Below are 26,175 nucleotides of genomic sequence, written 5' to 3' on the forward strand. Positions count from 1 at the left end.
ATGACACTCAAGCCAGTCCATGTCGTCGGCGGCGGCCTTGCCGGTTCGGAAGCCTCCTGGCAACTTGCCCAGGCCGGCGTTCCGGTCGTCCTTCACGAAATGCGACCCGTGCGCGGCACCGACGCTCACAAGACAGACGGGCTCGCCGAACTCGTCTGCTCCAACTCCTTCCGCTCGGATGACGCGCAGACGAACGCTGTCGGGGTCCTGCACGCCGAGATGCGGCTGGCGAATTCGCTGATCATGGCATGCGGAGACGCCAACCAGGTGCCGGCCGGCGGCGCACTCGCGGTCGACCGCGACGGCTTTTCCGCCGCCGTTACCGCGCGGCTCGAATCGCACCCGCTGATCACCATCGATCGGGGGGAAGTTGCTGGCCTGCCTCCGGCGGACTGGGACCAGGCCATCATCGCCACCGGCCCGTTGACCGCCCCCGCCCTTGCCGAAGCGATCGCAAGCGAGACCGGTTCGGATGCGCTCGCCTTCTTCGACGCCATCGCTCCGATCATCCACTTCGATACGATCGACATGGGCATCGCATGGTTCCAGTCGCGCTACGACAAGGTCGGGCCCGGCGGCACCGGCAAGGACTACATCAACTGCCCCATGGACAAGGCGCAGTATGACGGGTTCATCGCCGCTCTCATGGAAGGCGGCAAGACCGAGTTCAAGCAGTGGGAAGGCACGCCCTATTTCGATGGTTGCCTGCCCATCGAAGTGATGGCCGAGCGAGGACCCGAGACGCTACGCCATGGCCCGATGAAGCCGATGGGCCTGACCAACGCACACAATCCGTCAGTCAAGGCTTACGCAGTCGTCCAGCTCCGGCAGGACAACGCGCTCGGCACGCTCTACAACATGGTGGGTTTCCAGACCAAGCTGAAGCACGCGGAACAGGTGCGCATCTTCCGCACCATTCCCGGCCTGGAAAACGCCGAGTTTGCGCGGCTCGGCGGGCTGCACCGCAACACCTACATCAACTCGCCGACCCTTCTCGACGGTTCGCTCCAATTGAAATCGCGTCCAGGCCTGCGATTCGCGGGGCAGATCACCGGCTGTGAGGGCTATGTCGAGTCTGCTGCGATCGGATTGCTGGCAGGCCGCTTTGCCGCCGCGGAACGCCTTGGCGCCGCGTCCGCCCTGCCGCCGGTCACCACGGCGTTTGGTGCGCTGCTCAATCACATTACGGGCGGCCATATCGTTTCCGACGACGAACCGGGCAAGCGCTCGTTTCAGCCGATGAACGTCAATTTCGGGCTGTTTCCGCCACTCGAGCCCGGTACAAAGCTCCGCCCCGACGATTTCGAGGGCCGGTTCCGCGGCAAGGACAAGTCGCAGGCCAAGAAGCGGGCAATGTCCGCGCGGGCACTCGACCACTGCCGCGCCTGGCTCGGCATCGCATCGGTGGCGGATGCGGCTGAATAGCGCGGCGGTCTTTTCCGAGTTCGCAGAAGTCCGCTCAACCCCAGCCGCCTGTCGCCTTCCTTAGCATGATCCAGTGGCGTCGAATGGCGGAAATATCTGTTGGCCGCACTAGCGCATCGGACGGGTGAGCCGCAATGCGGTCGAGATAGGCCGACACCGGCGCAGCCGGCAGGAACGCCGGGCGAAGACTGACTGGCATCGCGCCTGCTTCGGCTCCAAAGCGTGCCAGGTGCTCGCGACCCAAGGCAACCATTGCCTCGACGGCATGCTGCACGGCCGCGTTGTCGTCACCGGAAAGCAAGGCCTCCCGGCTCGTGCCGGCGGCTTCCAGCATCTCGGCGGGAAAGAAGCACTGGCCCCTCGCCCGATGCAGCGGCAACTGGCGCAGCATGCCGGTGATCGCGATCGCGCAGCCGCCATGGCCGGACGCTGCCGAGAATTGCGGCGCCGCCTCCGGTTCGAGGATCAGAGCCGCAAGCTGGACGACTGCCGACGCGGTCTCGCCGCAATACCCCTCCAGGTCAGCACGGCTGGGCATCGGGTCGTCATAGAGATCGAAGATCCGTGCTTCCAGGTACCGATCAAATGCGGCAAGCGGCAAATCGTGATCGTCGATCACCCGCGCCAGCGCCATGGCAAGCGGATGCCCTGCAACCGCGTCCCTCCCCCCGGCCAAGGCATCGCGCCACCATTGAAGGCGAATCTCGCCCGGCAGCGGTTCGTGGACCCGGTCGCGGATCGCCGCGATCTCAGCGTTGAAGAGATAGAGCGCTGACAGCGCGTCGCGCTTGTCGGCAGGCGCATAGAGCGTCGCCAGGTAACGGTCGGGGTCGACTTTGCGCAGCGCCGTTAGCCCGACAGCGTCGTCGGTCGCGGTCATTTCACTCGACCGCCAGCAAGGCGGCGGCGACGGCGCGATCCTCCGCGAGGAGGATATTGTAAGTGCGCACCGCAGATCCGGTCGACATCGGGTCCGCGGAGACACCCGCGTCCTTCAGCCTCTGCCGCACGTCTCGGGGCAGCGGCGAAAGCGTCGTGCCGGTACCAACCAGCAGGATGTCGATCTGTTGAGCCTGTTCGAAAATCAGGGCGAAGTCCGTTTCGACAAGTGCTTTGGGATCACGTGGTTCCCAGCCATGGATCCCCGACGGCAGGCACAGGATCGAACCGCGGTGCGACATGTCGGCGAAGCGAAACCCGCCGCCGCCATAAGCATCGATCGGCGCGCGGCCCGGATAATGGGCCGCGCGAATGATGATCCCTTCGCTCATCCCGCCTCAGGCTTCCGCCGGCGTCTGTGTGCCGGTCTTCGCCTTCTCTTCCTCCACACCGAACATGTCAGGTCGCAACTTGAAGATGATCAGCATCGGTCCGGCGACGAACAGCGACGAATATGTGCCGATGAACAGGCCGAGCAGGATGGGGAACACGAAGGAGGCAATCACCTCGCCGCCGAAGAAGTAGAGCGCCAGCAGCGCCAGCAGCGTCGTCAAGCCGGTGAGGATCGTGCGCGAGAAAGTCTGGTTGAGCGACAGGTCGATCAGCTCGTCCAGCGGCATCTTCTTGTATTTGCGCAGCGATTCGCGGATGCGGTCATAGATGACGATGGTGTCGTTGATCGAATAGCCGACGACCGTGAGAATGGCCGCGATCGCGGACAGATTCATCTCCAGCCCGAACAAAAGGAAGACGCCGACGATCAGCACGATGTCATGTGCCGTCGAGACGATCGCACCCACGCCGAACTGCCACTCGAAGCGCAGCCAGATGTAGATCAGCATGCCAACCATCGACAGCAGGATGCCGATCACGCCAGTCGTCGCCAGTTCGCTGGAGACCGTCGGTCCCACCACCTCGATCCGCCGGAACTCGTAGTCGTTCTCCAGCGTGTTCTGCACCAGTTGCATGGCGGACTGCTCGGCATTGTCGCCTTCCTGCGCCTGCAGACGGATCATCAGCTCGCTGTCGCCGAACGCCTGGACCTGGACCTCGCCCAGATTGAGGTCGACCAAACGCGTCCGGACATCGGCGGGATCGGCCGATCCCTCCTTCGCCTGGACTTCGATCAGCGAACCGCCCTGGAAATCGATGCCGTAATTGAAGTTCTTGACGAAGAACAGCCCGACCACGGCGAGCGACAGCGCGATCGACACCACAAACATGATGTTGCGGATCTTCATGAAAGTGAAGCTCGGCTGCAACGGCATGTAGTGCACCAGACCGGCCGGCAGGGTGGTCGGGCGCGAGCGCTTGAGCCACCACATCGCGATCATCCACCGCGTCAGCGTGTAGGCGGTAAACACCGTCGTTATGAGACCGATCCCCAGCGTCACGGCGAAGCCGCGCACAGGACCGGTGCCGACATAGAAGAGAATGCCTGCGACGATCATCGTCGTGACGTTGGCATCGACGACGGTCGACAAGGCGCGCTGGAAGCCCGCGTCCAGGGACTGGACCAGCGATCGCCCTTTGGCGACTTCCTCTCGCACGCGCTCGAAGATGATGACGTTCGAATCCACCGCCATGCCGATCGTCAGCACGATGCCGGCGATGCCCGGAAGCGTCAGCGTGGCGCCCAGCGCCGTCAACACCGCTATCAGCATCGCCAGGTTCGCAACGAGCGCGATGTTGGCGATCAGGCCGAGCTTGCCGTAGATGACGAACATGGCGATCAGCACGAGTGCCGCGCCGATCAGCGCCGAAATCGTTCCTGCCTCGATCGAATCCTGCCCAAGGCTCGGACCCACCGTGCGTTCCTCAATGATGTTGAGATCGACCGGCAAGGCGCCAGCCCGCAGCAGTACCGCGAGGTCGTTGGCCGTCTGCACGGTGAAGTTTCCGGAAATCTGCCCTGACCCGCCAAGGATGGGTTCGCGGATCTGCGGCGCGGAAATCACCTGGTCGTCGAGGATGATCGCAAACAGGCGGCCCACATTCTGCTGCGTGGCCTGGCCGAACCGCGTGGCGCCCTGATTGTCGAATCGGAAGGAGACCACCGGCTCGTTGGTGCGCTGGTCGAAGCCGGTCTGCGCATCGATGAGATTTTCACCTGAAACGATGACGCGGTTTTCGATGATGTAGGGGACCGGCGGATCATCCGTCGAGTACATCACCGTCGAACCTGCAGGCGGGCGGCCTTCGATCGCTTCCTGCGCCGGCATCGACTGGTCGACCATCTGGAACGTCAGGCGCGCGGTCTGGCCGAGAATGTCCTTGAGCCTCTGCGGGTCCTCCAGCCCGGGCACCTGCACGAGTATGCGGTCGTTGCCCTGCTGCTGGATGATAGGTTCGGTCGTGCCGAGCTCGTTGACGCGGCGGTTGACCACTTCGACCGACTGGCTGATAGCCGTCGAAAGGCGATAGTTTATGCCCTCTTCCGTCAGGGTGAAGCGCAACAGGCCGGGCTCCGGCTCCTCCATTGCGAGTTCGCTGACGCTGCCTGCACCGAAAAGGGTGGCGGATACCGGCTCCGTCAGGCTTTCCAGAGCAGTCTTTGCTGCTTCCACCTGCTCGGCATCGCGGATACGTACCTGCACGGTGCGGTCGGAGCCGGTCAGGCCGGTATAGCCGACGCGCGCCTCGCGCAGCGCCTCGCGAATATCGTCACGCGCCGTTTCCAGCCGATCGGCGATCATGAGATCGCGGTCGACCTGCAGCAGGATGTGCGAGCCGCCCTGCAGATCGAGGCCCAGCGTCATCTGCCGCTTCGGCATCCAGTCCGGCAGCGCATCCAACGTCGATCGCGGGATCAGGTTCGGGGCCGCCACAACGACGGCGAGCAGAACGACCAGCCAGATCGCAATCGACTTCCAGCGCGAAAAATAGAGCATTGTGCTTCGTCCAATCAGACGGAAAGAAGACCGCTTCCGCCGGGAATGCGGTTATTTCTTGGCGTTCTGGTTGGCGACGGGCTCGCCCTTGACGCGGACATCCGCGATCGTGGCGCGCAACGCCGTCACCTTCATTCCGCCGAGATCGAGCTCGAGTTCTTTGTCGTCGACCACCTTGGTCACCTTGCCGACAAGGCCGCCACCCGTCACCACCGTATCACCGCGCCGTATCGCAGCCAGCATCTCGCCGCGCCGCTTCATCTGCGTGCGCTGCGGACGGATGATGAGGAAGTACATGATAACGAAGATCAGCACGAACGGCAAAATGCTGATGAGGACGTCGCCGCCGCCGCCCATTCCCTGGGCGTATGCCGGTGTCACGAACATGGTCTAGCTCCTGGACAATACATGAAGGGACCGGCGAACCGGTCCCGTTGAAATTGCGCGGAATATAATCGCTGGCAGCGCCAATGCAACCGCGATAGCCTGCGCGGCCGCGCCTTTTCCCGCCCGATAGCGCGTGTTTGAGGCCCAGACCAACGAGAAACGGAAGAATAGCATACTCCATGACCACCAGCCTGCCCGAAACGCTCGAACAGAAACTCGACCGGCTGATTGCCGCCGTTGGCGCACTCGCCCCGCGCGAACCCGAACCGTCAGACCTGAGCACCGCCGATTGTTTCGTCTGGTCGGCTGAGAAAGGCGCGCTAGAGCCGGTGGTCCGCGTCAACCGCGTCGACATGGAGCTGATCAAGGGTATCGACCGGGTTCGCGATATCCTCGTCGACAACACGCAGCGTTTCGCCGAGGGGCTGCCGGCCAACAATGCGTTGCTGTGGGGCGCGCGCGGCATGGGCAAATCGTCGCTGGTCAAGGCCGCGCATGCGACGATCAACCGCGCGCAGAAGCAGGGCACGGCACCGCTCAAGCTGATCGAAATCCACCGCGAGGACATCGATACGCTGCCGAAGCTGATGACGATCCTCAAGGCGTCGACGTTCCGCTTCGTGCTGTTTTGCGACGATCTGTCGTTCGACCATGACGACACGTCCTACAAGTCGCTGAAGGCGGCACTCGAGGGCGGCGTGGAAGGGCGACCCGACAACGTCATCTTCTACGCGACGTCGAACCGCCGGCATTTGCTGCCCCGCGACATGATCGACAACGAACGCTCGACAGCGATCAACCCGAACGAAGCCGTCGAGGAGAAGGTATCGCTGTCTGACCGGTTCGGCCTGTGGCTCGGCTTCCACAAATGCTCCCAGGACGACTATCTCCTGATGATCGACGGCTACGCGCGCCATTTCGCGCTCGATGTCGACACTGAAACGCTCCATCGGGACGCGCTGGAATGGGCAACGACCCGTGGCAGCCGCTCGGGCCGCGTCGCCTGGCAGTTCACCCAGGATCTCGCGGGTCGTCTCGGCCGGACGCTCGCGCCATGAAAAACGCCCGCCTGGGAGGCGGGCGAATTGAGCGACCCGGACTGGAGACAACGGGCCGCGACCGTTCTTCTTCTTGAAGCAGCCTGGCCCTATTCGAGATAGGACACAGGGTCGACCGGCGTGGATTCCTTGCGCACCTCGAAATGCAGCTTTGGCGTCTCGGCCGAACCGCTCATGCCTGCCTTGGCGATCTCGTCGCCACGGCGCACCTTCTGGCCACGCTGGACGTTGACCGCGCTGGCATGGCCATAAACGGTAACGAGGCCGTCTTCGTGGCGCACCAGGACGGTGTTGCCAAATTCCTTCAAACCGTCACCGGCATAGATGACGACGCCGTTTTCGGCTGCGCGCACCGGTGTTCCTTCGGGCACTGCGATGTCGATGCCGTCATTCTTGACGCCGTTGCCACTACCGAAGCCGGAAATCACACGGCCGCGCACGGGCCAGCGCATACGGGAGATACCAGTCGCGTCCGGCGCCGCAGCCGTCGTGGCCAGAGATGCCTGCTCGATGACCTTGTCGGCCTGCTGCTTTGGCGGCGTGTAGCCTGCTTCCGGCTTCTGAGCGCCCGAACCGGCGTTCTGGACCGTGCCGGTGGTGGTCTTGTCGGTGGCCGACGCCGCAGCAACCTGCTGGGCCGCGGCCCCGGCGCCTGGTATCGTCAGCTTCTGGCCAATGCGGATCATGCCATCGGAAAGTCCGTTCGCCTGCTTGAGCGCCTCGGTGGTGACGCCGTTGCGACGTGCGATTGCATGCAGCGTGTCGCCCGAGACCACGGTATAGCCCCCGCCCGCCGTCCCCGTGCGCTGGGTATCCGTCGAAGCGGTCTGTGCTCCGGCTTCCCCTTCCTTCAGCTTCGGCTGCTGCGGCAGGACCGCTATACGATCGTTGGGCGCGCCGCCGGGAACCGGGACGCGATCAGCCGGCACGCCGAAACGCGTGCCAGTCGAAGAACGTGCGTCCGCGACATTCGGATTGGCATCCGGAGCGCTGACGGGCGCCTGCGCCGAATGCACATAGGTGGGGATCACCACCTGCTGACCGGCCGCCAGAGCCGTGGCATTCGACATGCCGTTGGCCTTGAGGATCGCGTCCACCGGAACGCCGAAGCGACGCGACAGATTGTAGACGGTTTCGCCCTGCTTGATAGACACCTGGGTGCCGCCTGCCCGCGACCAGCCGCCACCGGTGGACGACACACCCGCGGAAACAGGCTGCTGGGGAGCCGACGCGACCTGTGGCGCCGTTGCCAGGGCTGCTGGCGCGGGCTGGTTCGTCGGTATCTGGCGTGGCGCGGACGATGTCGAGCCCGTCACGGTCGTATCGAGATTGCCGCCTGACGACACTGGAGCAAGCGCCGGACCCGCCGTCACGGCCTGCCGCGCCGGCGCCGTGTATACGGGCTGTTGCTGCTGCGCCGCGGGATACGGGTTCGTCGGATAGGGCTGCTGGTAGCCGCCGTTTGAAGGCGCCGATGCCACCGTCGTCCCGCCGACGTCGCCTTGCGGCCTTGGCGTCAGTCCGACCCGGCTGAGGATCCCGCCCCCACGTCGCGGCGTCGAGATAGACGCCGTCGTGGTCTGGTCGAGACCGGAATAGTCGCCCGGATATTGTTGCTGCGCAGGCGCCGCCTGCTGCGGCCGGGACGAACCCGTCAGGATCGAATCCTGAAACCGCGTCACGTCGGAGCTGCAACCAGCGGCGACGCCGCCTATCATGAAGAGTGCTGCACCTTGCGCCAGAGCGCGCCGATGCCTGCCTGAGATTGCCAACCGCATCACACTACCCGCGATACCCATACCAAGAACTGGCTTGATTAAAGCGCGTTAATGTTACTGGGCGGTTAAGCCGCGAGAATCTTTATTTACACATCCCCGGCAAACGCTCAGATGGCGGCGGCCACACCGCTCGCCATCGGCTGCAACCTTACCTCTGCAACGGGAACGCGCTCGAAGCGGCTGCCAAGCTTGGACATCTTTTCCATGATTTGCACGCCCTCACCCGGCCCGATCGGAGCCACCATGATTCCGCCGGTGGAAAGCTGGTCGACGAAACCACGCGGCAGGGTGTCATACGCCGCCCATGCGACGATGCGGTCGAAAGGTCCGTCGGCCGGGAAGCCTTGTGTGCCATCGGCCTGTCTCAAAACGACGTTTGAGATGCCCAGTGATTCGTGGCGCAGCCGCGCCTGATCGACCAGTGTCTTGAAGCGGTCGACGCTCAGCACACGCCCGGAGAGCCGGCCCATCACCGCCGACGTGTAGCCGGACCCGGTACCGATCTCGAGAACGCGTTGCCCGGGCTCGATGGAAAGTGCCGCCAGGACGCGCATCTGCAGGTCGATGCCTTCGATCGCTTCACCGCATTCAATCGGCACCATGCGGTCGGACCATGCGTCGGCATGCCACTGTGCGGGAACGAACGCGCTGCGCGGCGTCGCCTCGATGGCGGATGCGATGTCATGCCGGTCGAGGCCGGCTGCACGCATGCGCAGGAGCAGCGCGGCGAATTTTTCCCGCTCGTCCGCTTCCAGGCTCATGCGCGCCTCGCGATCATGCCAGTGCCTTGGCGATCTGATCCTTGACCGCATAGGCGGTCAGATCCATGTGCAGCGGCGTCACCGAGATATGGTCTGCCTTGAGAGCCGCCAGATCCGTGCCGTCGCGCATTTCTGCGGGCTCGCGACCAAAGCGCAGCCAAAAATACGGGAACCCCCTGCCATCCTTGCGCTCGTCCAGCCACAGGCCATGCGTGATCTTGCCCTGGCTGGTCACCGACACGCCCTGGACGTCGTCGGGACCGCAATTCGGGAAGTTCAGGTTGAGGAAGACGTTGGCCGGCAGCGACAGGCCGATGAGCTTTCCCAACAGATCCGGCGCGTGGCGCTCGGTCGTCTCCCAGCGCACGGTGCGGCCTTCTTCCGTGACCGAATAGCCCTGGCTCAGCGCCACGGAACGGATGCCCAGAAGCGTGCCCTCCATGGCACCGGCGATGGTGCCCGAATATGTGACGTCGTCGGCGACGTTCGAGCCCGAATTGACCCCAGACAGGATCAGGTCCGGCGGCTCGGGCAAGATGTGGCGCACGCCCATGATGACGCAATCGGTCGGCGTTCCGCGCACCGCATAGTGCTTCTCCTTCACCTTGCGCATGCGCAACGGTTCGGAGAGCGACAGCGAATGCGCGAAACCGGACTGGTCGGTCTCCGGTGCGACAACCCACACGTCATCGGAAAGCGTGCGCGCGATGCGCTCCAGGACCTGCAGGCCCTCGGCATGAACGCCGTCGTCATTGGTAAGAAGAATGCGCATGATCAGGCTGCCTCGATCTTCGTGATGCCGCCCATGTAAGGCCGCAGGACATCGGGCACGCCGATCGACCCGTCGTCGTTCTGATAGTTTTCCATCACCGCGATCAGCGCGCGCCCCACGGCGACGCCCGAGCCGTTGAGCGTGTGCACGAAGGCCGGGCTCTTGGCATCGGCCGGGCGGTAGCGCGCATTCATGCGGCGCGCCTGGAAATCCCCGCAGACCGAACAGGATGAGATCTCGCGATAGGTATTCTGCCCGGGTAGCCACACCTCAATGTCATAGGTCTTGCGCGCGCCGAAACCCATGTCTCCCGAACACAGCACCACGGTGCGGAACGGCAGGTCGAGCTTCTTGAGAACCGTCTCGGCACATTCGGTCATGCGCTCATGCTCGGCGACCGAACTCTCCGTGTCGGTGATCGACACCAGTTCCACCTTGTAGAACTGGTGCTGGCGCAGCATGCCGCGCGTGTCGCGACCGGCCGACCCTGCCTCGGAGCGGAAGCATGGTGTCAACGCGGTGAACCGCAACGGCAGCTTCTCGGTGGCGACAATCTCCTCGCGCACCAGGTTCGTCATCGGCACCTCGGCCGTGGGAATGAGGCCAAGGCGCCCCTCGCCGTGCTTGACGAAGAACAGGTCTTCCTCGAACTTCGGCAGCTGGTTGGTGCCGAACAGGACTTCGTCGCGCACCAGCAATGGCGGCTGGATTTCGGTATAGCCGTGCTCGTTGACATGCAGGTCGAGCATGAACTGCCCCAGCGCCCGCTCCAGCCGCGCCAACTTCCCTGAAAGCACGGTGAAGCGCGAGCCGGACAATTTCGCCGCCCGCTCGAAATCCATGAAGCCCAGCGCCTCGCCCAGCTCGTAGTGTTCCTTGGCAGAATTGATGCGCCGAGGCTCGCCGACGCGGCGAATCTCGACATTGTCGTTCTCGTCCCTGCCGACGGGTACATCGTCGAATGGCACGTTCGGGATCACCGCGAGTGCGTCGTTGAGCGCTCTGTCAAGCTCGCGCGCTTCGTTCTCGCCTGCTTGCACGAAAGCCTTCAGTTCCGCGACCTCCGTCTTCAGACGATCAGCAAGCGCGGCATCCTTCGACGCCATTGCCTTGCCGATCTCCTTGGAGGCGGCATTCTGGCGCGCCTGCGCGTCCTGCAGCCGTGTCAGGTGCGTGCGCCGCGCTTCGTCCTTGCGGATCAGATCGTCGACGACGGATCGCGAAGCCTCCGCAGACTGGCCGCGCTTGACCAGCGCATCGCTCAGGGCCTGCGGGTTCTCACGAATCCATCTGATGTCGAGCATGATTTCCTGTCCTCAAACAGCCATCGAAAGGGCACGGCACCAACGCTGTTGGCGCTCGAGCGGGGTAAACCGCAATTCGTTTCGACGCAAGCACCTGCATCGCCCTGCCCGCCGCCTCAAACGAACGAAGGGGCCCAGAGGCCCCTTCAAAAAGTCATCTGCAATAGTCAGACGATCAGGCTGCCTCGGCCTCGCCTGCGGCTTCCTCAGCCTCTACGCGTGCACGGTCGCCGGCGCCCTTCGCCGAGACGTCGCGGTCGACGAACTCGATGACCGCCATGGCGGCGTTGTCGCCGTGACGGAAGCCCGCCTTCATGATGCGCAGGTAGCCGCCGTTGCGGGTGGCGTAGCGCGGCGCGATGATGTCGAACAGGCGCTTGGCAGCATCTTCCGAACCGATGGCCGATGCGGCCTGACGGCGCGCGTGAAGATCGCCGCGCTTGCCCAGCGTGACGAGCTTCTCGACGATCGGCCGCAGTTCCTTGGCCTTCGGCAGCGTGGTAGTGATCTGCTCGTGCTCGATCAGCGAGGCGGCCATGTTCGAGAACAGCGCCTTGCGGTGGCTGACAGTGCGGCCGAGACGGCGACCGGATTTTCCGTGGCGCATTGGCCTACTCCTTCTCTGCGAGGCAAGCGCCTCAATTGGTTAGCCGCATGATCGGGTCCGGAAGGCTTTCAGCCCTCCGGGATCATGCTCAATACTGGTCTTCGTAACGTTTTGCGAGGTCTTCGATGTTCTCCGGCGGCCAGTCCTGCACCTCCATGCCGAGGTGGAGGCCCATGGCGGCCAGAACTTCCTTGATCTCGTTGAGCGACTTGCGGCCGAAATTCGGCGTGCGCAGCATCTCGGCTTCCGTCTTCTGGATCAGGTCGCCGATATAGACGATGTTGTCGTTCTTCAGGCAGTTGGCCGAACGCACCGAGAGCTCGAGTTCGTCGACCTTCTTGAGCAGCGCCGGGTTGAAGGCAAGCTCGGTGACCTGCTCCGAAGCGACTTCCTTCTGCGGCTCGTCGAAATTGACGAACAGCCCGAGCTGGTCCTGCAGGATGCGTGCCGCAAATGCCACGGCATCCTCGCCGGTGACCGCGCCGTTGGTCTCGAGCGTCATGGTCAGCTTGTCATAATCGAGCACCTGGCCCTCGCGGGTGTTCTCGACCTTGTAGGAGACCTTCTTGACCGGCGAGTAGAGGCTGTCGACCGGGATCAGCCCGATCGGCGCATCTTCGGCGCGGTTGCGGTCGGCAGGCACATAGCCCTTGCCGGTATCGACGGTGAATTCCATGCGGATCTCCGCGCCCTCGTCGAGGGTGCAGATCACGTGGTCGGGATTCAGGATATCGACGTCACCCACGGTCTGAATGTCACCAGCCGTCACGACGCCTGGACCCTGCTTGCGCACGACCATGCGCTTGGGGCCGTCGCCTTCCATGCGGATGGCGATTTCCTTGATGTTGAGGACGATGTCGGTCACGTCCTCGCGAACGCCGGCGATCGACGAGAACTCGTGCAGAACGCCGTCGATCTGAACCGCGGTGACGGCTGCTCCGCGCAGCGACGACAGAAGAATGCGACGCAGCGCGTTGCCGAGCGTCAGGCCGTAGCCCCGCTCGAGCGGCTCCGCGACGAGCGTCGTCATCGTCTTGCCCTTCGAGGTGAACTCGATCTTGTTGGGCTTGATCAGTTCCTGCCAGTTTTTCTGGATCATTATGGCTTTCCTTCCGTTTCCCGCCACCATCCAATCGTGGCGGGCAAATCTGGAAACCGAGAGAGGAGCGCCCCAGTCACCACGCGGGTACTGCGGCGCTCATCCGGTATGAATGGTTTTAGACGCGGCGCTTCTTGCGCGGGCGGCAGCCATTGTGCGGGATCGGCGTCACGTCGCGGATCGATGTGATCGTGAAGCCTGCGGCCTGCAAGGCGCGCAGTGCCGACTCACGGCCCGAACCCGGACCGCAAACCTCGACCTCGAGCGTGCGCATGCCGTGCTCGGAAGCCTTCTTTGCGGCGTCTTCGGCAGCGACCTGAGCGGCGAACGGCGTCGACTTGCGCGAACCCTTGAAACCCTGAGCACCGGCAGACGACCAGGCAATCGTATTGCCCTGCGCGTCGGTGATGGTGATCATCGTGTTGTTGAAGGTCGAGTTGACGTGTGCGACACCCGACGAAATGTTCTTGCGTTCGCGACGGCGAACTCGTGCGGCTTCCTTGGCCATGGTAGTCCTTTCAACGATATCTTCGCCGCCGTAGTGCCAGCGGCTACACCTGGGCAAGGGGCATGAGGCAGTGGGCAATTGGCAGAAGACCCTGCCTTACGCCCCTACTGCCTACTGCCCATTCCCCAATCCCAATAATTACTTCTTCTTGCCGGCGATCGCCTTGGCAGGTCCCTTGCGGGTGCGGGCGTTCGTGTGCGTGCGCTGGCCGCGAACCGGCAGCGAACGGCGATGACGCAGACCGCGGTAGCAGCCGAGGTCCATGAGGCGCTTGATGTTCATCGACACTTCACGACGCAGGTCGCCTTCGACCTGGTAGTCGCGGTCGATGGCCTCGCGAATCTGAAGGACTTCGGCGTCGGTGAGCTGATTGACGCGACGATCGAGCGGAATGCCGACCTTCTCGACGATCTCGGCTGCGAACTTCGCGCCGATGCCATGAATGTACTGCAGCGCGATGATCACGCGCTTGTTCGTCGGGATATTGACGCCAGCTATACGGGCCATTCTCTTCTCCATCTGGGCCGGCTTGGCCGGCGCTATGTTTCGTTCCCGCGTCCGGTGGAGGCCGGCCCATGCGGGGTTCTCGCTTCAATGCAACCGCACGGCCCAGAAGGGCCGAACGTTTCGCGCCTGAATGGAAGACGGGCCGCTTTAGTCCAGAAAGCGGCCGCAGTCAACACTTCAGTCACTCTTTATCAGGAGATCGGCTCACGCACCGCCAGAACGGCATCGATCTGCTTGGTGACATCGTCGATACCGGCCATGCCGTCGACCTGCTTGAGCAGCCCCTTGGCGTAGTAGTAGCCGATCAGCGCCGCCGTCTTCTTGTAGTATTCTCGCAACCGCTCCTCGAAGACGTCGGGATTGTCGTCCTTGCGTACCGTCTGACCAGCGGCCCGCGCCTCATCGGCACGCTTGACGATACGCCCGACCAGCGCCTTGTCGTCGACCACCAGTTCAATCGCCATGTCGAGGCCGATGCCACGCTCAGCGAGCATTTCTTGAACGGCATCCGCCTGCACCAGCGTGCGCGGATAACCGTCGAGAATGAATCCGTTGGCGCAGTCGGCTTGGTCGATGCGTTCGGCGACGATCGCATTCACGATCGCGTCCGATACCAGTTCGCCGGCATCCATGACCGCCTTGGCACGTTTGCCGACTTCCGTCCCCGCGGCAACGGCAGCGCGAAGCATGTCGCCTGTCGAAAGCTGGGGGATCCCGTGCCTCTCGACCAGTCGCTGTGCCTGCGTACCCTTTCCGGCCCCCGGCGGTCCGAGCAGTATAAGCCTCATCGTCCCCTCTTTCCTCCACGCAGCTTCGACTTCTTGATCAGTCCCTCATATTGGTGAGCGATCAGATGACCTTGCACCTGGGCGACGGTGTCGAGCGTCACGCTGACAACGATCAGCAGCGACGTGCCGCCAAGGTAGAATGGAACGCCCGTCGCCGAGATCAGGAACTCGGGGATCAGACACACGACCACCAGATAAAGCGCGCCGACAACGGTGATGCGGGTCAGCACATAGTCGATATATTCCGCCGTGCGCTCGCCCGGACGGTAGCCCGGAATGAAGCCCGAATGCTTCTTGAGCTGGTCGGCGGTATCCTTCGGATTGAACACGATCGCCGTGTAGAAGAACGCAAAGAACACGATCATCGCGCCATAGAGGAACATATAGAGCGGCTGGCCGTGACCGAGCGACGCCAGCACCGCATTGGCCCAGGACGGCAGGTTCGTCGTGTCCGAGAACCCGGCAAGCGTCGCCGGCAGCAACAGCAGCGAGGACGCGAAGATCGCGGGAATCACGCCGGCGGTATTCAGCTTCAGCGGCAGATGCGAAGTGTCGCCCTGGAACATCCGGTTGCCGACCTGGCGCTTCGGATACTGGATCAGCAGGCGGCGCTGGGCACGTTCGAAGAAGACGATGACGGCGATCAGCACGAGCGCGAGGACGAAGATCGCAAGGATCAGGCCCGTCGACAGCGCGCCGGTGCGGCCCAGTTCCAGCGTTCCGCTCAACGCCGACGGCAGACCCGCGACGATGCCAGCGAAGATGATCAGCGAGATGCCGTTGCCGATGCCGCGCGCCGTGATCTGCTCGCCGAGCCACATCATGAACATCGTGCCGCCGACAAGCGTGATGACGGCGGAAGCGCGGAAGAACCAGCCGGGATCGGTGACGATGTCGGCGCCGCTTTCAAGCCCGACCGAGATCCCGTACGCCTGCACGGTCGCCAGCAGCACCGTGCCGTAGCGCGTGTACTGGTTGATGACCTTGCGGCCCTGCTCGCCTTCCTTCTTCAGTTGCTCGAGCGTCGGAACGACCGACGTCATGAGCTGCATGATGATGGAGGCGGAAATGTAGGGCATAATGCCGAGCGCGAAGATCGCCATGCGCTCCACGGCGCCGCCGGCAAACATGTTGAACATGCCGAGCACACCGCCCGACTGCTGCTGGAACGCCTGCGCGAACGCCTCCGGATTGATGCCGGGCAGCGGGATATAGGTGCCGAGACGATAGACCAGCAGTGCACCCAGCGTGAACCAGATACGCTTCTTGAGGTCCTCGGCCTTGGCGAAGGCCGAAAAGTTCAGATTGGAAGCAAGCTGTTCCGCTGCCGATGCCATGAAATATTCTCCGCTTCGTCACGCGCAAGCGCCTGCAGGTGCAGACCGCGTGTCGCCGAGCCCACGAGATAGGCTCCAGCCGGCAAAGATGCAAGCGGCGGCTTGCTCATGTATGGCGCGATCGAAGGTTTTCAACCGAACCGAAACATGGGCAAACCGCCGCCTGATGTAGAAGCCCGTTACTCGGCTGCGGCCGCTTCCGGCAGCTTGACCGATCCCCCGGCCTTCTCGACCTGTTCGATCGCCGGCTTGGACGCGCCGGCGATGTCGAAGTTCACCTTCGCCTTGAGTTCGCCGCCGCCCAGGAGGCGCACGCCATCCTTCTTGGCCCGACGAATGACGCCCGCCTTGACCAGCGTTTCAGACGTCACGGTTTCCTTGGCGTCGAGCTTTTTCGCGTCGATGGCAGCCTGAACACGACCCAGAGTGACTTCATTGAAGTCCTTCGAGAAAATGTTCTTGAAGCCACGCTTTGGAAGCCGGCGATAGAGCGGCATCTGGCCGCCCTCGAAGCCGTTGATGGCGACGCCGGAGCGCGAGCTCTGGCCCTTGACGCCGCGGCCACCGGTCTTGCCGGAGCCCGAGCCGATGCCACGGCCGACACGCTTGCGCGCCTTGCTGGCGCCGTCGACGTCACGCAGTTCGTTGAGTTTCATAATATCGCTCCCGCGGTCTTACGCCTCGTCCACAACACGGACGAGGTGCTGCACCTTGGCGATCATGCCGCGGACGGACGGGGTGTCCTCCAGCGTCGAACGACGGTGCATCTTGTTGAGACCCAGACCGATCAGCGTCGCGCGCTGTTCGGCCGGGCGGCGGATGGGGCTGCCGATCTGTTCGACGACAACCGTCTTGCCCTGTTTCTTGGCCATGGTCGCAATCCCTATTCGTCAGCCGAAACGGCAGCGCCACGACGCGCCTGCAGGGCAGCGTACTTGATGCCGCGCTGGGCTGCGATGTCCTTCGGATGCATCTGGCTCTTCAGCGCATCGAACGTGGCGCGCACCATGTTGTAGGGGTTGGAAGACCCCATCGACTTGGCGACGACATCATGGACACCGAGCGTCTCGAAGACGGCGCGCATCGGGCCGCCGGCGATGATGCCGGTACCTGCCTTCGCAGCGCGCAGCAGCACGCGTCCGGCGCCATGACGGCCCTCGACGTCGTGGTGCAGCGTACGGCCGCCACGCAGCGGCACGAAGATCAGCTCACGCTTGGCGCTTTCGGTCGCCTTGCGGATCGCCTCCGGCACTTCGCGCGCCTTGCCGTGGCCGAAGCCGACGCGGCCCTTCTGGTCGCCCACGACGACGAGCGCGGCGAAGCCGAAGCGACGGCCGCCCTTCACCACCTTGGCGACGCGATTGATATGAACGAGCTTGTCGACGAAACCGTCGTCGCGCTCATCGCGGTCACGATTACGATCGCGACCGCCTTCCCTACGTTCCTGTGCCATTGCCCTGGTCCTTATTCTTTTCCGGTAGCACGGATTGGAGGATGCCTGCCCGGCTCAGCGTGCAGGCGGCGAAAAATCAGAAGCTGAGGCCGCCTTCGCGTGCCGCCTCGGCGAGCGCCTTGACGCGGCCGTGATAGATGTAGGCGCCGCGATCGAACACGACTTCCTTCACGCCGGCCTTGGTGGCGCGTTCGGCAAGCAGCTTGCCGACGGCTGCAGCGGCAGCAGAGTCAGCACCGGTCTTGAGCGAACCCTTCAGGTCCTTCTCGAGCGTCGACGCGGCAGCCAGCGTGTGGCCGTTCGCATCGTCGATGACCTGTGCGTAGATGTGCTTCGAGGAGCGGTGGACGGAAAGACGCGGACGCTCGCCTGCAACTTTCTTGATCTGACGACGCACGCGCGCGGCGCGGCGCTGAATGGATACCTTGGTGGCCATGGCCAATCTTCCTTGCCTTGAAAAACGGGGCTGGCCGTGTGCGGTAAGCGAGGCTTCCCGCGACCATGCCCCGTGGCGTTGCGATCTTACTTCTTCTTGCCTTCCTTGCGGACAATCCGCTCGCCGGCATACTTCACGCCCTTGCCCTTGTAGGGCTCGGGGCCGCGATATTTGCGGATCTCGGCGGCCACCTGGCCGACGGCCTGCTTGTCGATGCCGTTGACGACGATCTCGGTCGGCTTCGGCACGGTAATCGAGATGCCCTCCGGCGTCTGATAGACGACGTCGTGGCTGAAGCCAAGGGCGAGCTGCAGGTTCTTGCCCTGCAGCGCGGCACGATAGCCGACGCCGTTGATCTCTAGCTTCTTCTCGAAGCCGTCCTTCACGCCACGCAGGATGTTCTCGATCTGCGTACGCGACATGCCCCACTTGGAGCGAGCCTCTTTCGACTCGTCGCGCGGCGTGACCGAGATCTCGCCGTCTTCGAGCTTGACCAGAACCTCGTCGTTGACGACGAACTTCAGCTCGCCCTTGGGGCCCTTGGCGGTGACGGTCTGGCCGCTCACATCGGCGGTGACGCCCTGCGGGACCGGAACGGGTTTCTTACCAATACGAGACATGATCTGTGTCCTCGTTCTTTCTTGTTCTGTCAGCCGGCTCTATCAGAATACCTGGCAGAGCACTTCGCCGCCCACATTCTGCTCGCGGGCCTGATGATCGGCCATCACGCCCTTCGGCGTCGACAGGATGGAAATGCCGAGGCCGTTGGCCACCGACGGGATCGACTTGACCGAAACATAGACGCGGCGGCCGGGCTTCGACACGCGGGCGATCTCGCGGATGACCGGAGTGCCTTCGTAGTACTTCAGCTCGATCTCGAGCTCCGACTTGCCATCTTCGTAGTCGACCTTGGCATAGTCACGGATGTAGCCTTCAGCCTTGAGCACTTCGAGAACGCGGGCGCGCAGGCTCGATGCAGGCGTGGAGACCTTCGTCTTGCGGCGGCCATAGGCGTTGCGGATGCGGGTCAGCATATCGCCGAGAGGATCACTAAGGGACATTTGTCGTCCTCCTTACCAGCTTGACTTCACGAGCCCGGGAACCAGGCCGTTATTGCCGAGTTCGCGCAGCGCAATACGGCTCATCCTGAGCTTGCGGTAGTAGGCGCGCGGGCGGCCGGTAACTTCGCAACGGTTGCGGATGCGGACCTTCGCGGAATTGCGCGGCAGCGCAGCCAGCTTGAGCTGGGCGCGGAAGCGCTCCTCGATCGGCTTGGACTGGTCCATGATGATCGCCTTCAGCGCTGCCCGCTTGGCAGCATACTGACCGGCGAGCTTGCGCCGCTTCTCGTTCTTTTCGACTGAGCTGGTCTTTGCCATTTCAGATTCCTTTGTTCGCTGCCGTTACTGGCGGAAGGGGAAGTTCAAGGCCTTGAGCAGAGCCCGTGCCTCGTCGTCCGTCTTCGCAGTCGTACAAACGATGATGTCCATTCCCCAAATCTGATCGACCTTGTCGTAGTTGATCTCGGGGAACACGATGTGTTCCTTGACGCCCATGGCGAAATTGCCACGGCCATCGAAGCTCTTTGCGTTGAGGCCGCGGAAGTCGCGAACGCGCGGCAGCGCGATCGTGACCAGGCGGTCCACGAAGTCATACATGCGGTCCTTGCGAAGCGTGACCTTCGCGCCGATCGGCATGTTCTCGCGAACCTTGAAGCCGGCGATCGAATTGCGCGCACGTGTCACGACGGCCTTCTGGCCGGCGATCTGGGCAAGGTCTTCGGCGGCGATGGTCGGCTTCTTGGAATCCGCCGTCGCCTCGCCAACGCCCATGTTGATCACGACCTTGTCGAGACGCGGAATCTGCATCTCGTTGTCGTAGTTGAACTGCTCCTGGAGCGCCTTGCGGATCGTCTCGTTGTAGAGCTTCTTGAGCCTGGGCTCATACTTCTGGTCAGCCATTGATGACTTCTCCCGAGCGCTTCGCGACGCGAACCTTCTTGCCGTCACGGACCTCGAAGCCGACGCGGGTCGGCGTCTTGCCGTCCTTCGGGTCGGCGACTGCGATATTGGACAGGTGAATGGCTGCTTCCTTGCGGATCAGCCCACCTTCCTGCGTCTGCGACTGGCGCTGGTGACGCACGATCATGTTGATCCCGCGCACGATGGCCTTGTCGTCCTTCGGCATAACCCGAAGCACTTCACCGGTACGGCCCTTGTCCTTGCCGGCCAGCACGACGACCTTGTCGCCTTTGCGAATCTTGTTCATGTCACCGGCCTCCTTAGAGCACTTCAGGCGCGAGCGAGATGATCTTCATGTGGTTCTTGGCGCGGAGTTCGCGCGGAACCGGTCCGAAGATACGAGTGCCGATCGGCTCTTTCTTGTTGTCGACGAGAACGGCTGCGTTCTTGTCGAAACGGATCACGCTGCCGTCCGGGCGACGGATGTCCTTGGCGGTGCGTACGACGACCGCCTTCATCACATCACCCTTCTTAACGCGGCCCCGCGGAATGGCTTCCTTGATCGAGACGACGATGATGTCGCCGACCGAGGCATACTTCCGCTTCGAGCCGCCCAGCACCTTGATGCACATGACACGACGTGCGCCGGAATTATCCGCCACGTCGAGGTTTGTTTGCATCTGAATCATGACTGGCCGCCTTCTTCTTTAATTCCGGCAGAGCGACCGCTCCGCCCGGCTGTCCAACTTGTTATTCGGCTTGCGCCGACTGCTCCTGGGTCTGATTCTGAATCACGACCCAGCGCTTTTCCCTGGAGATCGGAGCCGATTCCTGGATGAAGACGAAGTCGCCCACCTTGCAGGTGTTGTTCTCGTCATGCGCCTTGTAGCGCTTGGTCTGACGAACGGTCTTCTTCATCACCGGATGGGTGAAGCGGCGCTCGATCTTGACGACAACCGTCTTGTCGTTCTTGTCGCTGACGACAGTGCCCTGCATGATGCGCTTCGGCATATTCTTCGTCCTTAAGCCTTCTTGGCGGCGGATTTCTCCGCCGCAATCGTCTTGATGCGCGCTATGTCCTTGCGGACCTGCTTGACGCGCGCGGTTTTCTCGAGCTGGCCTGTCGCCTTCTGGAAGCGCAGGTTGAACTGCTCCTTCTTCAAGGAAGCCAGGTCGTCGTTCAGTTCGTCGAGGGTCTTGACCCTCGCGTCGGAGGCTTTCATCTCAAGTACCCTTCCTATTCAGCGATGCGCTGCACGAAGCGGGTGCGCACCGAAAGCTTCGCCGCGCCAAGACGCAGGGCCTCGCGCGCAATCTCCTCGGTCACGCCGTCGATCTCGAACATCACACGGCCAGGCTTGACACGGGCCGCCCAGAAATCGACGGAGCCCTTGCCCTTACCCATGCGAACTTCGGTCGGCTTCGAGGTGACTGGCAGGTCGGGGAAAACCCGGATCCACACGCGGCCCTGACGCTTCATCTGGCGGGTGATCGCGCGGCGGGCCGCTTCGATCTCACGCGCAGTCACGCGATTCGGTTCGAGTGCTTTAAGGCCATAGCCGCCGAAGTTCAAGTCGGTGCCGCCCTTGGCTGCGCCGTGAATGCGTCCCTTGAACTGCTTGCGGAACTTTGTGCGCTTTGGCTGCAGCATCGTTCTTCTCCAAAATTCCTATGCTTCTCAGGCGTTTTCGCGACGGCGCGGACCACCACCCGACTGATCACCCTCGATCGCCTTGCGCTCGGATGCCATCGGATCGTGCTCGAGGATCTCGCCCTTGAACACCCAAACCTTGACGCCGCAGATGCCATAGGCAGTCTGGGCCTCGGCGGTGCCGTAGTCGACGTCGGCACGCAGCGTATGCAGCGGCACGCGACCTTCACGGTACCATTCCATGCGCGCGATTTCCGCGCCACCGAGACGGCCACCGCAATTGATGCGGATACCCTCGGCGCCCAGGCGCATCGCCGACTGAACGGCGCGCTTCATGGCGCGACGGAAGGCAACGCGACGCTCGAGCTGCTGAGCGATGGACTGGGCGACCAGCTTGGCATCGATCTCGGGCTTGCGGACCTCGACGATGTTGAGGTGCGTGTCGACCTTGGTCATGTCGGTCAGCTTCTTGCGAAGCTTGTCGATGTCAGCGCCCTTCTTGCCGATGATCAGGCCCGGACGTGCTGCGTGAATGGTCACGCGGCACTTCTTGTGGGGACGTTCGATCACGATCTTGGAGACGGCAGCCTGCTTGAGCTCCTTCTCCAGATATTCGCGGATCTTCAGATCTTCGTGCAGCAGCTTGCCGTACTCGCCGGTGTTTGCATACCAGCGCGAATCCCAGGTCCGGTTGATGCCAAGCCGAAAACCGATCGGGTTGATTTTCTGACCCATTATGCGGCCTCCACTTTCTCTTCAACTTCGCGGACGACGATCGTCAGATGCGAGAACGGCTTCTCGATGCGGCTGGCGCGACCGCGTCCGCGGGCATGGAACCGCTTCATGACGATCGACTTGCCGACATAGGCCTCGGCCACAACCAGCGCATCCACGTCCAGGTCGTGGTTGTTCTCCGCATTCGCAATCGCCGATTCCAGCGTCTTCCTGACGGTACCGGCAATGCGCTTGCGCGAGAATTCGAGATCTGCCAGCGCGGTGCCGACCTTCTTGCCGCGGATCATGGCGGCAACCAGGTTCAGCTTCTGCGGGCTGACGCGGATCGTGCGCAGAACGGCGCGCGCCTCGTTGTCGGCGAGCCTGCGCGGAGCTTTGGCCTTGCCCATCGTTACTTCCTCTTTGCCTTCTTGTCCGCGCCATGGCCGTAATAGGTACGGGTGGGCGAGAACTCACCAAACTTGTGGCCGACCATTTCCTCGGTCACGTTGACCGGGATGTGCTTCTGACCATTGTAGACACCGAAGGTGAGGCCGACAAACTGCGGCAGGATGGTGGAGCGACGGCTCCACATCTTGATCACCTCGTTACGGCCGCCCTCACGTACCTTATCCGTCTTCTTGAGCAGATAGCCGTCGATGAACGGGCCTTTCCAGACTGAACGAGTCACGTCCTACACCTTTCCTTAGCTCTTGCGCTGATGGCGCGAGCGCATGATGAACTTGTCGGTCGCCTTGTTGGACCGGGTCCGCTTGCCCTTGGTCGGCTTGCCCCATGGGGAAACCGGGTGACGACCACCGGAGGTGCGGCCTTCGCCACCGCCGTGCGGGTGGTCGACCGGGTTCATGGTGACGCCGCGATTGTGCGGACGCTTGCCGCGCCAGCGGGTGCGGCCTGCCTTGCCGTCGTTGATGTTGCCGTGATCCGCATTGGACACGGCGCCGACGGTCGCGATGCACGAACCGTGCACGATGCGCTGCTCGCCCGAATTCAGGCGCAGGATCGCCATGCCCTGGTCGCGGCCCACCAACTGAGCGTATGCGCCGGCGGAGCGTGCGACCTGTCCACCCTTGCCGGGCTTCAGCTCGACATTGTGGATGATCGTGCCGATCGGCATCGCACCCAGCGGCATCGCATTGCCCGGCTTCACATCGACGCTTTCGCCCGCGATGACCTTGTCGCCGGCAGCCAGGCGCTGCGGCGCCAGGATGTAGGACAGTTCGCCATCATCATACTTGATCAGCGCGATGAACGCCGTGCGGTTCGGATCGTACTCGATGCGCTCGACCGTCGCCGACACGTCGAACTTGCGACGCTTGAAGTCGATGACGCGGTACGAACGCTTGTGACCACCACCGATGAAGCGAGCGGTGACGCGACCGTAGTTGTTGCGTCCGCCCTTCTTGGTGAGGCCTTCCGTCAGACCCTTGACCGGCTTGCCCTTGTAGAGGCCGGAACGGTCGACGATCACGAGCTGGCGCGTGCCAGGCGTAATCGGGTTGAATTTCTTCAGTGCCATCGTTCCGTTCCTTACAGTCCGGTCGCGACGTCGATAGACTGGCCTTCGGCCAACGTCACGACAGCCTTCTTCACATCGCTCTGGCGGCCGATGGTGCCGCGGAACCGCTTCACCTTGCCTTTGCGCAGGAGCGTATTCACGGCAGTCACCTTGACGCCGAACAGCGCCTCGACAGCAGCCTTGATCTCCGGCTTGGTCGCCTTGCGGGCGACGTTGAAGACCACCTGGTTGAATTCCGACGCCATTGTCGACTTCTCGGTGATCGCCGGCGAGACGATTACGTCATAGTGGCGAAGATCAGTCATTTGAACCGCTCCTCCAGAGCCTCGACTGCAGCCTTGGAAAGCACGAGCGTGCCACGGCGCAGAATGTCGTAGACGTTGATGCCCTGGATCGGCAGCACGTCGATGTTCGGAATGTTCGAAGCAGCGCGCTTGAAGTTCTGGTCGAGCTCCGCGCCGCCGATGACGAGCGCGTTGATCAGGCCGAGCTTGGCGAAGTCCGCGACCAGACCCTTGGTCTTGACATCATTCATCACCAGATCGTCGACGATGATCAGGCTGGACGTCCTGGCCTTGGCCGAGAGCGCATGCTTGAGGCCCAGTGCGCGCACCTTCTTGGGAAGAGCGTGCTCATGGCTGCGAACCACGGGGCCGTGGGCCTTGCCGCCGCCACGGAACTGCGGTGCACGCGCCGAGTGGTGACGGGCGCGGCCCGTACCCTTCTGCTTGTACATCTTGGCGCCGGTACGCGCGATTTCCGCGCGACCCTTGGCCTTGTGCGTGCCCTGCTGCTTCTTGGCGAGCTGCCAGCGAACCACGCGCTGGAGGATATCCTCGCGCGGGTCGAGGCCGAAGATCTCGTCGGAGAGCTTCACCTCGCCGGCGGCCTTGCCCGACAGGGTGGTGATCTTGATGTCCATTATTCGGCTCCCTCAGTCGCCGGAGCGGTCTCGGCCGCCGGAGCTTCTTGCTTCTTGCCTGCGCGGATGCCGCCCGGCTTCGGCGCATTGTCCGGAAGCGGGAACTTCACCGCGTCGCGCACCATGATCCATGCGCCCTTCGAGCCCGGGACGGCGCCGCGGATCAGGATCAGGCCGCGGTCCGTGTCGGTCGAAACGACCTCGACATTCTGCGTCGTCACGCGGGTCGAACCCATGTGACCGGCCATCTTCTTGCCCTTGAACACCTTGCCCGGATCCTGGCGCTGGCCGGTCGAGCCGTGGGCACGGTGAGACACCGAGTTACCATGGGACGCGCGGCCGCCACCGAAATTGTGGCGCTTCATGACGCCCTGGAAACCCTTACCGATCGAGGTGCCCGTCACGTCGACCTTCTGGCCGGCGACGAAATGCTCGACAGTGATCTCCGATCCGACGTCGATCAGGTTTTCCGGCGACACGCGGAACTCCGCGAGCTTGGCCTTCGGTTCGACGGAAGCGGTCGCGAAATGTCCGCGCAGCGCCTTCGACGTGTTCTTGACCTTGGCAAGACCGACGCCCAACTGGACCGCCGTGTAGCCATTCTTCTCCTGGGTGCGCTGAGCAACGACCTGGCAGTTCTCCATGCGGAGAACCGTGACCGGCACATGCTCGCCAGCGTCGTTGTAGACGCGCGTCATCCCGATTTTCTGTGCGATAACACCTGAACGCATCGGTTGTTTTCCTTCAGAGTTCCCGGTCGGGGCCAAAGCCCCTTCCTGCCTCTTGTTCCTTCAGAGGAGCCATTCGGGGCGTTCCCGGCCGGCTCGTGTTCCAGCTCCTAGAGCTTGATCTCGACGTCGACGCCTGCGGCAAGGTCGAGCTTCATCAGCGCGTCCACCGTCTGCGGTGTCGGGTCAACGATGTCCAGGAGGCGCTTGTGGGTGCGCATCTCGAACTGCTCGCGGCTCTTCTTGTCGATGTGCGGCGAGCGGTTGACGGTGAATTTCTCGATCCGCGTCGGCAGCGGGATGGGTCCACGTACGTTGGCCCCGGTGCGTTTTGCAGTCGACACGATTTCGCGCGTCGACGCATCAAGCACCCGATGGTCAAACGCCTTGAGGCGAATGCGGATGTTCTGGCCGTTCATTGCGTCAATTCCTTCAGTCTTCCGCGGACGCGGGCAAACTGCGCCCGCGACAGACCCTGTTGATCTTCTTATTCGGTGATCGAGGCGACGATGCCGGCGCCGACGGTGCGGCCGCCTTCACGGATGGCGAAGCGCAGCTTCTCTTCCATCGCGATCGGCACGATCAGCGTCACGTCCACCGTCACGTTGT

General features: G+C 63.0%; 37 protein-coding genes and 1 pseudogene. 2 read left to right on the plus strand and 36 right to left on the minus strand.

The window, feature by feature from the left end; genetic code table 11:
* A complete protein-coding gene (trmFO, locus tag AAFN84_RS06710) occupies positions 1-1,425 on the plus strand; it encodes a methylenetetrahydrofolate--tRNA-(uracil(54)-C(5))-methyltransferase (FADH(2)-oxidizing) TrmFO (RefSeq protein ID WP_347513714.1) in 1,425 nt (474 codons plus the stop codon).
* Positions 1,426-1,459: 34 nt separating this feature from the next.
* Here trmFO and AAFN84_RS06715 read toward each other — a convergent pair whose 3' ends face one another.
* The 4 genes from AAFN84_RS06715 to yajC are packed head-to-tail and all read right to left on the minus strand — an operon-like array spanning position 1,460 to position 5,642.
* Complete coding sequence (locus AAFN84_RS06715) at positions 1,460-2,305, minus strand: phytoene/squalene synthase family protein (RefSeq protein ID WP_347513715.1); 846 nt, start codon at positions 2,303-2,305, stop codon at positions 1,460-1,462.
* Between the two features lies 1 nt (position 2,306).
* Positions 2,307-2,696 carry an Mth938-like domain-containing protein gene (locus tag AAFN84_RS06720; protein ID WP_347513716.1) on the minus strand — a complete coding sequence of 130 codons (390 nt, stop codon included), beginning with the start codon at positions 2,694-2,696 and terminating at the stop codon, positions 2,307-2,309.
* A gap of 6 nt (positions 2,697-2,702) precedes the next feature.
* A complete protein-coding gene (gene secDF / locus AAFN84_RS06725) occupies positions 2,703-5,255 on the minus strand; it encodes a protein translocase subunit SecDF (protein ID WP_347513717.1) in 2,553 nt (850 codons plus the stop codon).
* A gap of 51 nt (positions 5,256-5,306) precedes the next feature.
* Entirely contained in the window at positions 5,307-5,642 is a 336-nt protein-coding gene (gene yajC / locus AAFN84_RS06730; RefSeq protein WP_347513718.1) for a preprotein translocase subunit YajC, read from the minus strand.
* Positions 5,643-5,821: 179 nt separating this feature from the next.
* On the opposite strand from yajC, the gene AAFN84_RS06735 reads away from it, so the two are divergent.
* Entirely contained in the window at positions 5,822-6,700 is an 879-nt protein-coding gene (locus AAFN84_RS06735; protein ID WP_347513719.1) for an ATP-binding protein, read from the plus strand.
* Between the two features lie 89 nt (positions 6,701-6,789).
* On the opposite strand, the gene AAFN84_RS06740 is transcribed toward AAFN84_RS06735, so the two are convergent.
* The 32 genes and pseudogenes from AAFN84_RS06740 to AAFN84_RS06895 all read right to left on the minus strand — a co-directional run.
* Positions 6,790-8,478, minus strand: coding sequence for a peptidoglycan DD-metalloendopeptidase family protein (locus tag AAFN84_RS06740; RefSeq protein ID WP_347513720.1), 1,689 nt, complete (start codon positions 8,476-8,478; stop codon positions 6,790-6,792).
* Between the two features lie 107 nt (positions 8,479-8,585).
* Positions 8,586-9,239, minus strand: coding sequence for a protein-L-isoaspartate(D-aspartate) O-methyltransferase (locus AAFN84_RS06745; protein ID WP_347513721.1), 654 nt, complete (start codon positions 9,237-9,239; stop codon positions 8,586-8,588).
* A 13-nt stretch (positions 9,240-9,252) separates the two neighbouring features.
* Positions 9,253-10,011: a 5'/3'-nucleotidase SurE gene (gene surE, locus AAFN84_RS06750; RefSeq protein WP_347513722.1), complete on the minus strand. Its 759-nt coding sequence runs from the start codon at positions 10,009-10,011 to the stop codon at positions 9,253-9,255.
* Between the two features lie 2 nt (positions 10,012-10,013).
* Positions 10,014-11,315 carry a serine--tRNA ligase gene (serS, locus tag AAFN84_RS06755; RefSeq protein WP_347513723.1) on the minus strand — a complete coding sequence of 434 codons (1,302 nt, stop codon included), beginning with the start codon at positions 11,313-11,315 and terminating at the stop codon, positions 10,014-10,016.
* A 175-nt stretch (positions 11,316-11,490) separates the two neighbouring features.
* Positions 11,491-11,922 carry a 50S ribosomal protein L17 gene (gene rplQ, locus AAFN84_RS06760; protein WP_347513725.1) on the minus strand — a complete coding sequence of 144 codons (432 nt, stop codon included), beginning with the start codon at positions 11,920-11,922 and terminating at the stop codon, positions 11,491-11,493.
* Between the two features lie 88 nt (positions 11,923-12,010).
* Positions 12,011-13,021, minus strand: a complete 1,011-nt coding sequence (locus tag AAFN84_RS06765; RefSeq protein ID WP_347513726.1) for a DNA-directed RNA polymerase subunit alpha — start codon at positions 13,019-13,021, stop codon at positions 12,011-12,013.
* A 118-nt stretch (positions 13,022-13,139) separates the two neighbouring features.
* Complete coding sequence (gene rpsK, locus AAFN84_RS06770) at positions 13,140-13,529, minus strand: 30S ribosomal protein S11 (RefSeq protein ID WP_347513727.1); 390 nt, start codon at positions 13,527-13,529, stop codon at positions 13,140-13,142.
* Between the two features lie 138 nt (positions 13,530-13,667).
* Complete coding sequence (rpsM, locus tag AAFN84_RS06775; RefSeq protein WP_347513728.1) at positions 13,668-14,036, minus strand: 30S ribosomal protein S13; 369 nt, start codon at positions 14,034-14,036, stop codon at positions 13,668-13,670.
* Positions 14,037-14,227: 191 nt separating this feature from the next.
* Entirely contained in the window at positions 14,228-14,824 is a 597-nt protein-coding gene (locus AAFN84_RS06780; RefSeq protein ID WP_347513729.1) for an adenylate kinase, read from the minus strand.
* Positions 14,821-16,161, minus strand: a complete 1,341-nt coding sequence (gene secY, locus AAFN84_RS06785; RefSeq protein ID WP_347513730.1) for a preprotein translocase subunit SecY — start codon at positions 16,159-16,161, stop codon at positions 14,821-14,823. Before secY ends, AAFN84_RS06780 begins: the two co-directional genes overlap by 4 nt.
* Before the next feature lie 179 nt (positions 16,162-16,340).
* On the minus strand, positions 16,341-16,817 hold the full coding sequence (rplO, locus tag AAFN84_RS06790) for a 50S ribosomal protein L15 (protein ID WP_347513731.1): 477 nt from the start codon (positions 16,815-16,817) through the stop codon (positions 16,341-16,343).
* Between the two features lie 18 nt (positions 16,818-16,835).
* Positions 16,836-17,033 carry a 50S ribosomal protein L30 gene (gene rpmD, locus AAFN84_RS06795; RefSeq protein ID WP_347513732.1) on the minus strand — a complete coding sequence of 66 codons (198 nt, stop codon included), beginning with the start codon at positions 17,031-17,033 and terminating at the stop codon, positions 16,836-16,838.
* A gap of 11 nt (positions 17,034-17,044) precedes the next feature.
* Positions 17,045-17,614 (minus strand): 30S ribosomal protein S5, encoded by a 570-nt coding sequence (gene rpsE, locus AAFN84_RS06800; protein WP_347513733.1) that lies wholly within the window; start codon positions 17,612-17,614, stop codon positions 17,045-17,047.
* Between the two features lie 76 nt (positions 17,615-17,690).
* Positions 17,691-18,050, minus strand: coding sequence for a 50S ribosomal protein L18 (rplR, locus tag AAFN84_RS06805; protein ID WP_347513734.1), 360 nt, complete (start codon positions 18,048-18,050; stop codon positions 17,691-17,693).
* An 86-nt stretch (positions 18,051-18,136) separates the two neighbouring features.
* The gene (gene rplF / locus AAFN84_RS06810) at positions 18,137-18,670 is read right to left on the minus strand and encodes a 50S ribosomal protein L6 (RefSeq protein ID WP_347513735.1); all 534 of its coding nucleotides are present in this window, start codon (positions 18,668-18,670) and stop codon (positions 18,137-18,139) included.
* A 42-nt stretch (positions 18,671-18,712) separates the two neighbouring features.
* Positions 18,713-19,111: a 30S ribosomal protein S8 gene (gene rpsH, locus AAFN84_RS06815; RefSeq protein ID WP_347513736.1), complete on the minus strand. Its 399-nt coding sequence runs from the start codon at positions 19,109-19,111 to the stop codon at positions 18,713-18,715.
* 12 nt (positions 19,112-19,123) lie between these two features.
* Positions 19,124-19,429, minus strand: a complete 306-nt coding sequence (rpsN, locus tag AAFN84_RS06820; protein WP_347513737.1) for a 30S ribosomal protein S14 — start codon at positions 19,427-19,429, stop codon at positions 19,124-19,126.
* Between the two features lie 24 nt (positions 19,430-19,453).
* Positions 19,454-20,011: a 50S ribosomal protein L5 gene (rplE, locus tag AAFN84_RS06825; protein WP_347513738.1), complete on the minus strand. Its 558-nt coding sequence runs from the start codon at positions 20,009-20,011 to the stop codon at positions 19,454-19,456.
* Complete coding sequence (gene rplX, locus AAFN84_RS06830) at positions 20,004-20,318, minus strand: 50S ribosomal protein L24 (RefSeq protein WP_347513739.1); 315 nt, start codon at positions 20,316-20,318, stop codon at positions 20,004-20,006. Before rplX ends, rplE begins: the two co-directional genes overlap by 8 nt.
* A 13-nt stretch (positions 20,319-20,331) precedes the next feature.
* Entirely contained in the window at positions 20,332-20,700 is a 369-nt protein-coding gene (gene rplN / locus AAFN84_RS06835; RefSeq protein WP_006205457.1) for a 50S ribosomal protein L14, read from the minus strand.
* Between the two features lie 61 nt (positions 20,701-20,761).
* Entirely contained in the window at positions 20,762-21,022 is a 261-nt protein-coding gene (gene rpsQ / locus AAFN84_RS06840) for a 30S ribosomal protein S17 (RefSeq protein ID WP_347513740.1), read from the minus strand.
* Between the two features lie 11 nt (positions 21,023-21,033).
* Entirely contained in the window at positions 21,034-21,234 is a 201-nt protein-coding gene (gene rpmC, locus AAFN84_RS06845; protein WP_347513741.1) for a 50S ribosomal protein L29, read from the minus strand.
* Between the two features lie 14 nt (positions 21,235-21,248).
* Positions 21,249-21,662: a 50S ribosomal protein L16 gene (gene rplP, locus AAFN84_RS06850; protein ID WP_347513742.1), complete on the minus strand. Its 414-nt coding sequence runs from the start codon at positions 21,660-21,662 to the stop codon at positions 21,249-21,251.
* A 27-nt stretch (positions 21,663-21,689) separates the two neighbouring features.
* Positions 21,690-22,397 carry a 30S ribosomal protein S3 gene (rpsC, locus tag AAFN84_RS06855; RefSeq protein WP_347513743.1) on the minus strand — a complete coding sequence of 236 codons (708 nt, stop codon included), beginning with the start codon at positions 22,395-22,397 and terminating at the stop codon, positions 21,690-21,692.
* On the minus strand, positions 22,397-22,786 hold the full coding sequence (rplV, locus tag AAFN84_RS06860) for a 50S ribosomal protein L22 (protein WP_347513744.1): 390 nt from the start codon (positions 22,784-22,786) through the stop codon (positions 22,397-22,399). Before rplV ends, rpsC begins: the two co-directional genes overlap by 1 nt.
* Before the next feature lie 2 nt (positions 22,787-22,788).
* Positions 22,789-23,067, minus strand: coding sequence for a 30S ribosomal protein S19 (gene rpsS, locus AAFN84_RS06865; RefSeq protein WP_347513745.1), 279 nt, complete (start codon positions 23,065-23,067; stop codon positions 22,789-22,791).
* A 15-nt stretch (positions 23,068-23,082) separates the two neighbouring features.
* Positions 23,083-23,916, minus strand: coding sequence for a 50S ribosomal protein L2 (gene rplB, locus AAFN84_RS06870; protein ID WP_347513746.1), 834 nt, complete (start codon positions 23,914-23,916; stop codon positions 23,083-23,085).
* Between the two features lie 11 nt (positions 23,917-23,927).
* Entirely contained in the window at positions 23,928-24,221 is a 294-nt protein-coding gene (locus tag AAFN84_RS06875) for a 50S ribosomal protein L23 (RefSeq protein ID WP_347513747.1), read from the minus strand.
* Entirely contained in the window at positions 24,218-24,838 is a 621-nt protein-coding gene (gene rplD / locus AAFN84_RS06880; protein WP_347513748.1) for a 50S ribosomal protein L4, read from the minus strand. Before rplD ends, AAFN84_RS06875 begins: the two co-directional genes overlap by 4 nt.
* Positions 24,838-25,569 carry a 50S ribosomal protein L3 gene (rplC, locus tag AAFN84_RS06885; protein ID WP_347513749.1) on the minus strand — a complete coding sequence of 244 codons (732 nt, stop codon included), beginning with the start codon at positions 25,567-25,569 and terminating at the stop codon, positions 24,838-24,840. The genes rplD and rplC overlap by 1 nt, the downstream gene beginning before the upstream one ends.
* A 107-nt stretch (positions 25,570-25,676) precedes the next feature.
* Positions 25,677-25,985 carry a 30S ribosomal protein S10 gene (gene rpsJ, locus AAFN84_RS06890; protein WP_007066362.1) on the minus strand — a complete coding sequence of 103 codons (309 nt, stop codon included), beginning with the start codon at positions 25,983-25,985 and terminating at the stop codon, positions 25,677-25,679.
* 68 nt (positions 25,986-26,053) lie between these two features.
* Positions 26,054-26,175, minus strand: a pseudogene (locus tag AAFN84_RS06895) (elongation factor Tu); the annotation flags it as partial.

The sequence above is a fragment of the Mesorhizobium sp. CAU 1741 genome, from assembly GCF_039839275.1.
GTDB lineage: Bacteria > Pseudomonadota > Alphaproteobacteria > Rhizobiales > Rhizobiaceae > Aerobium.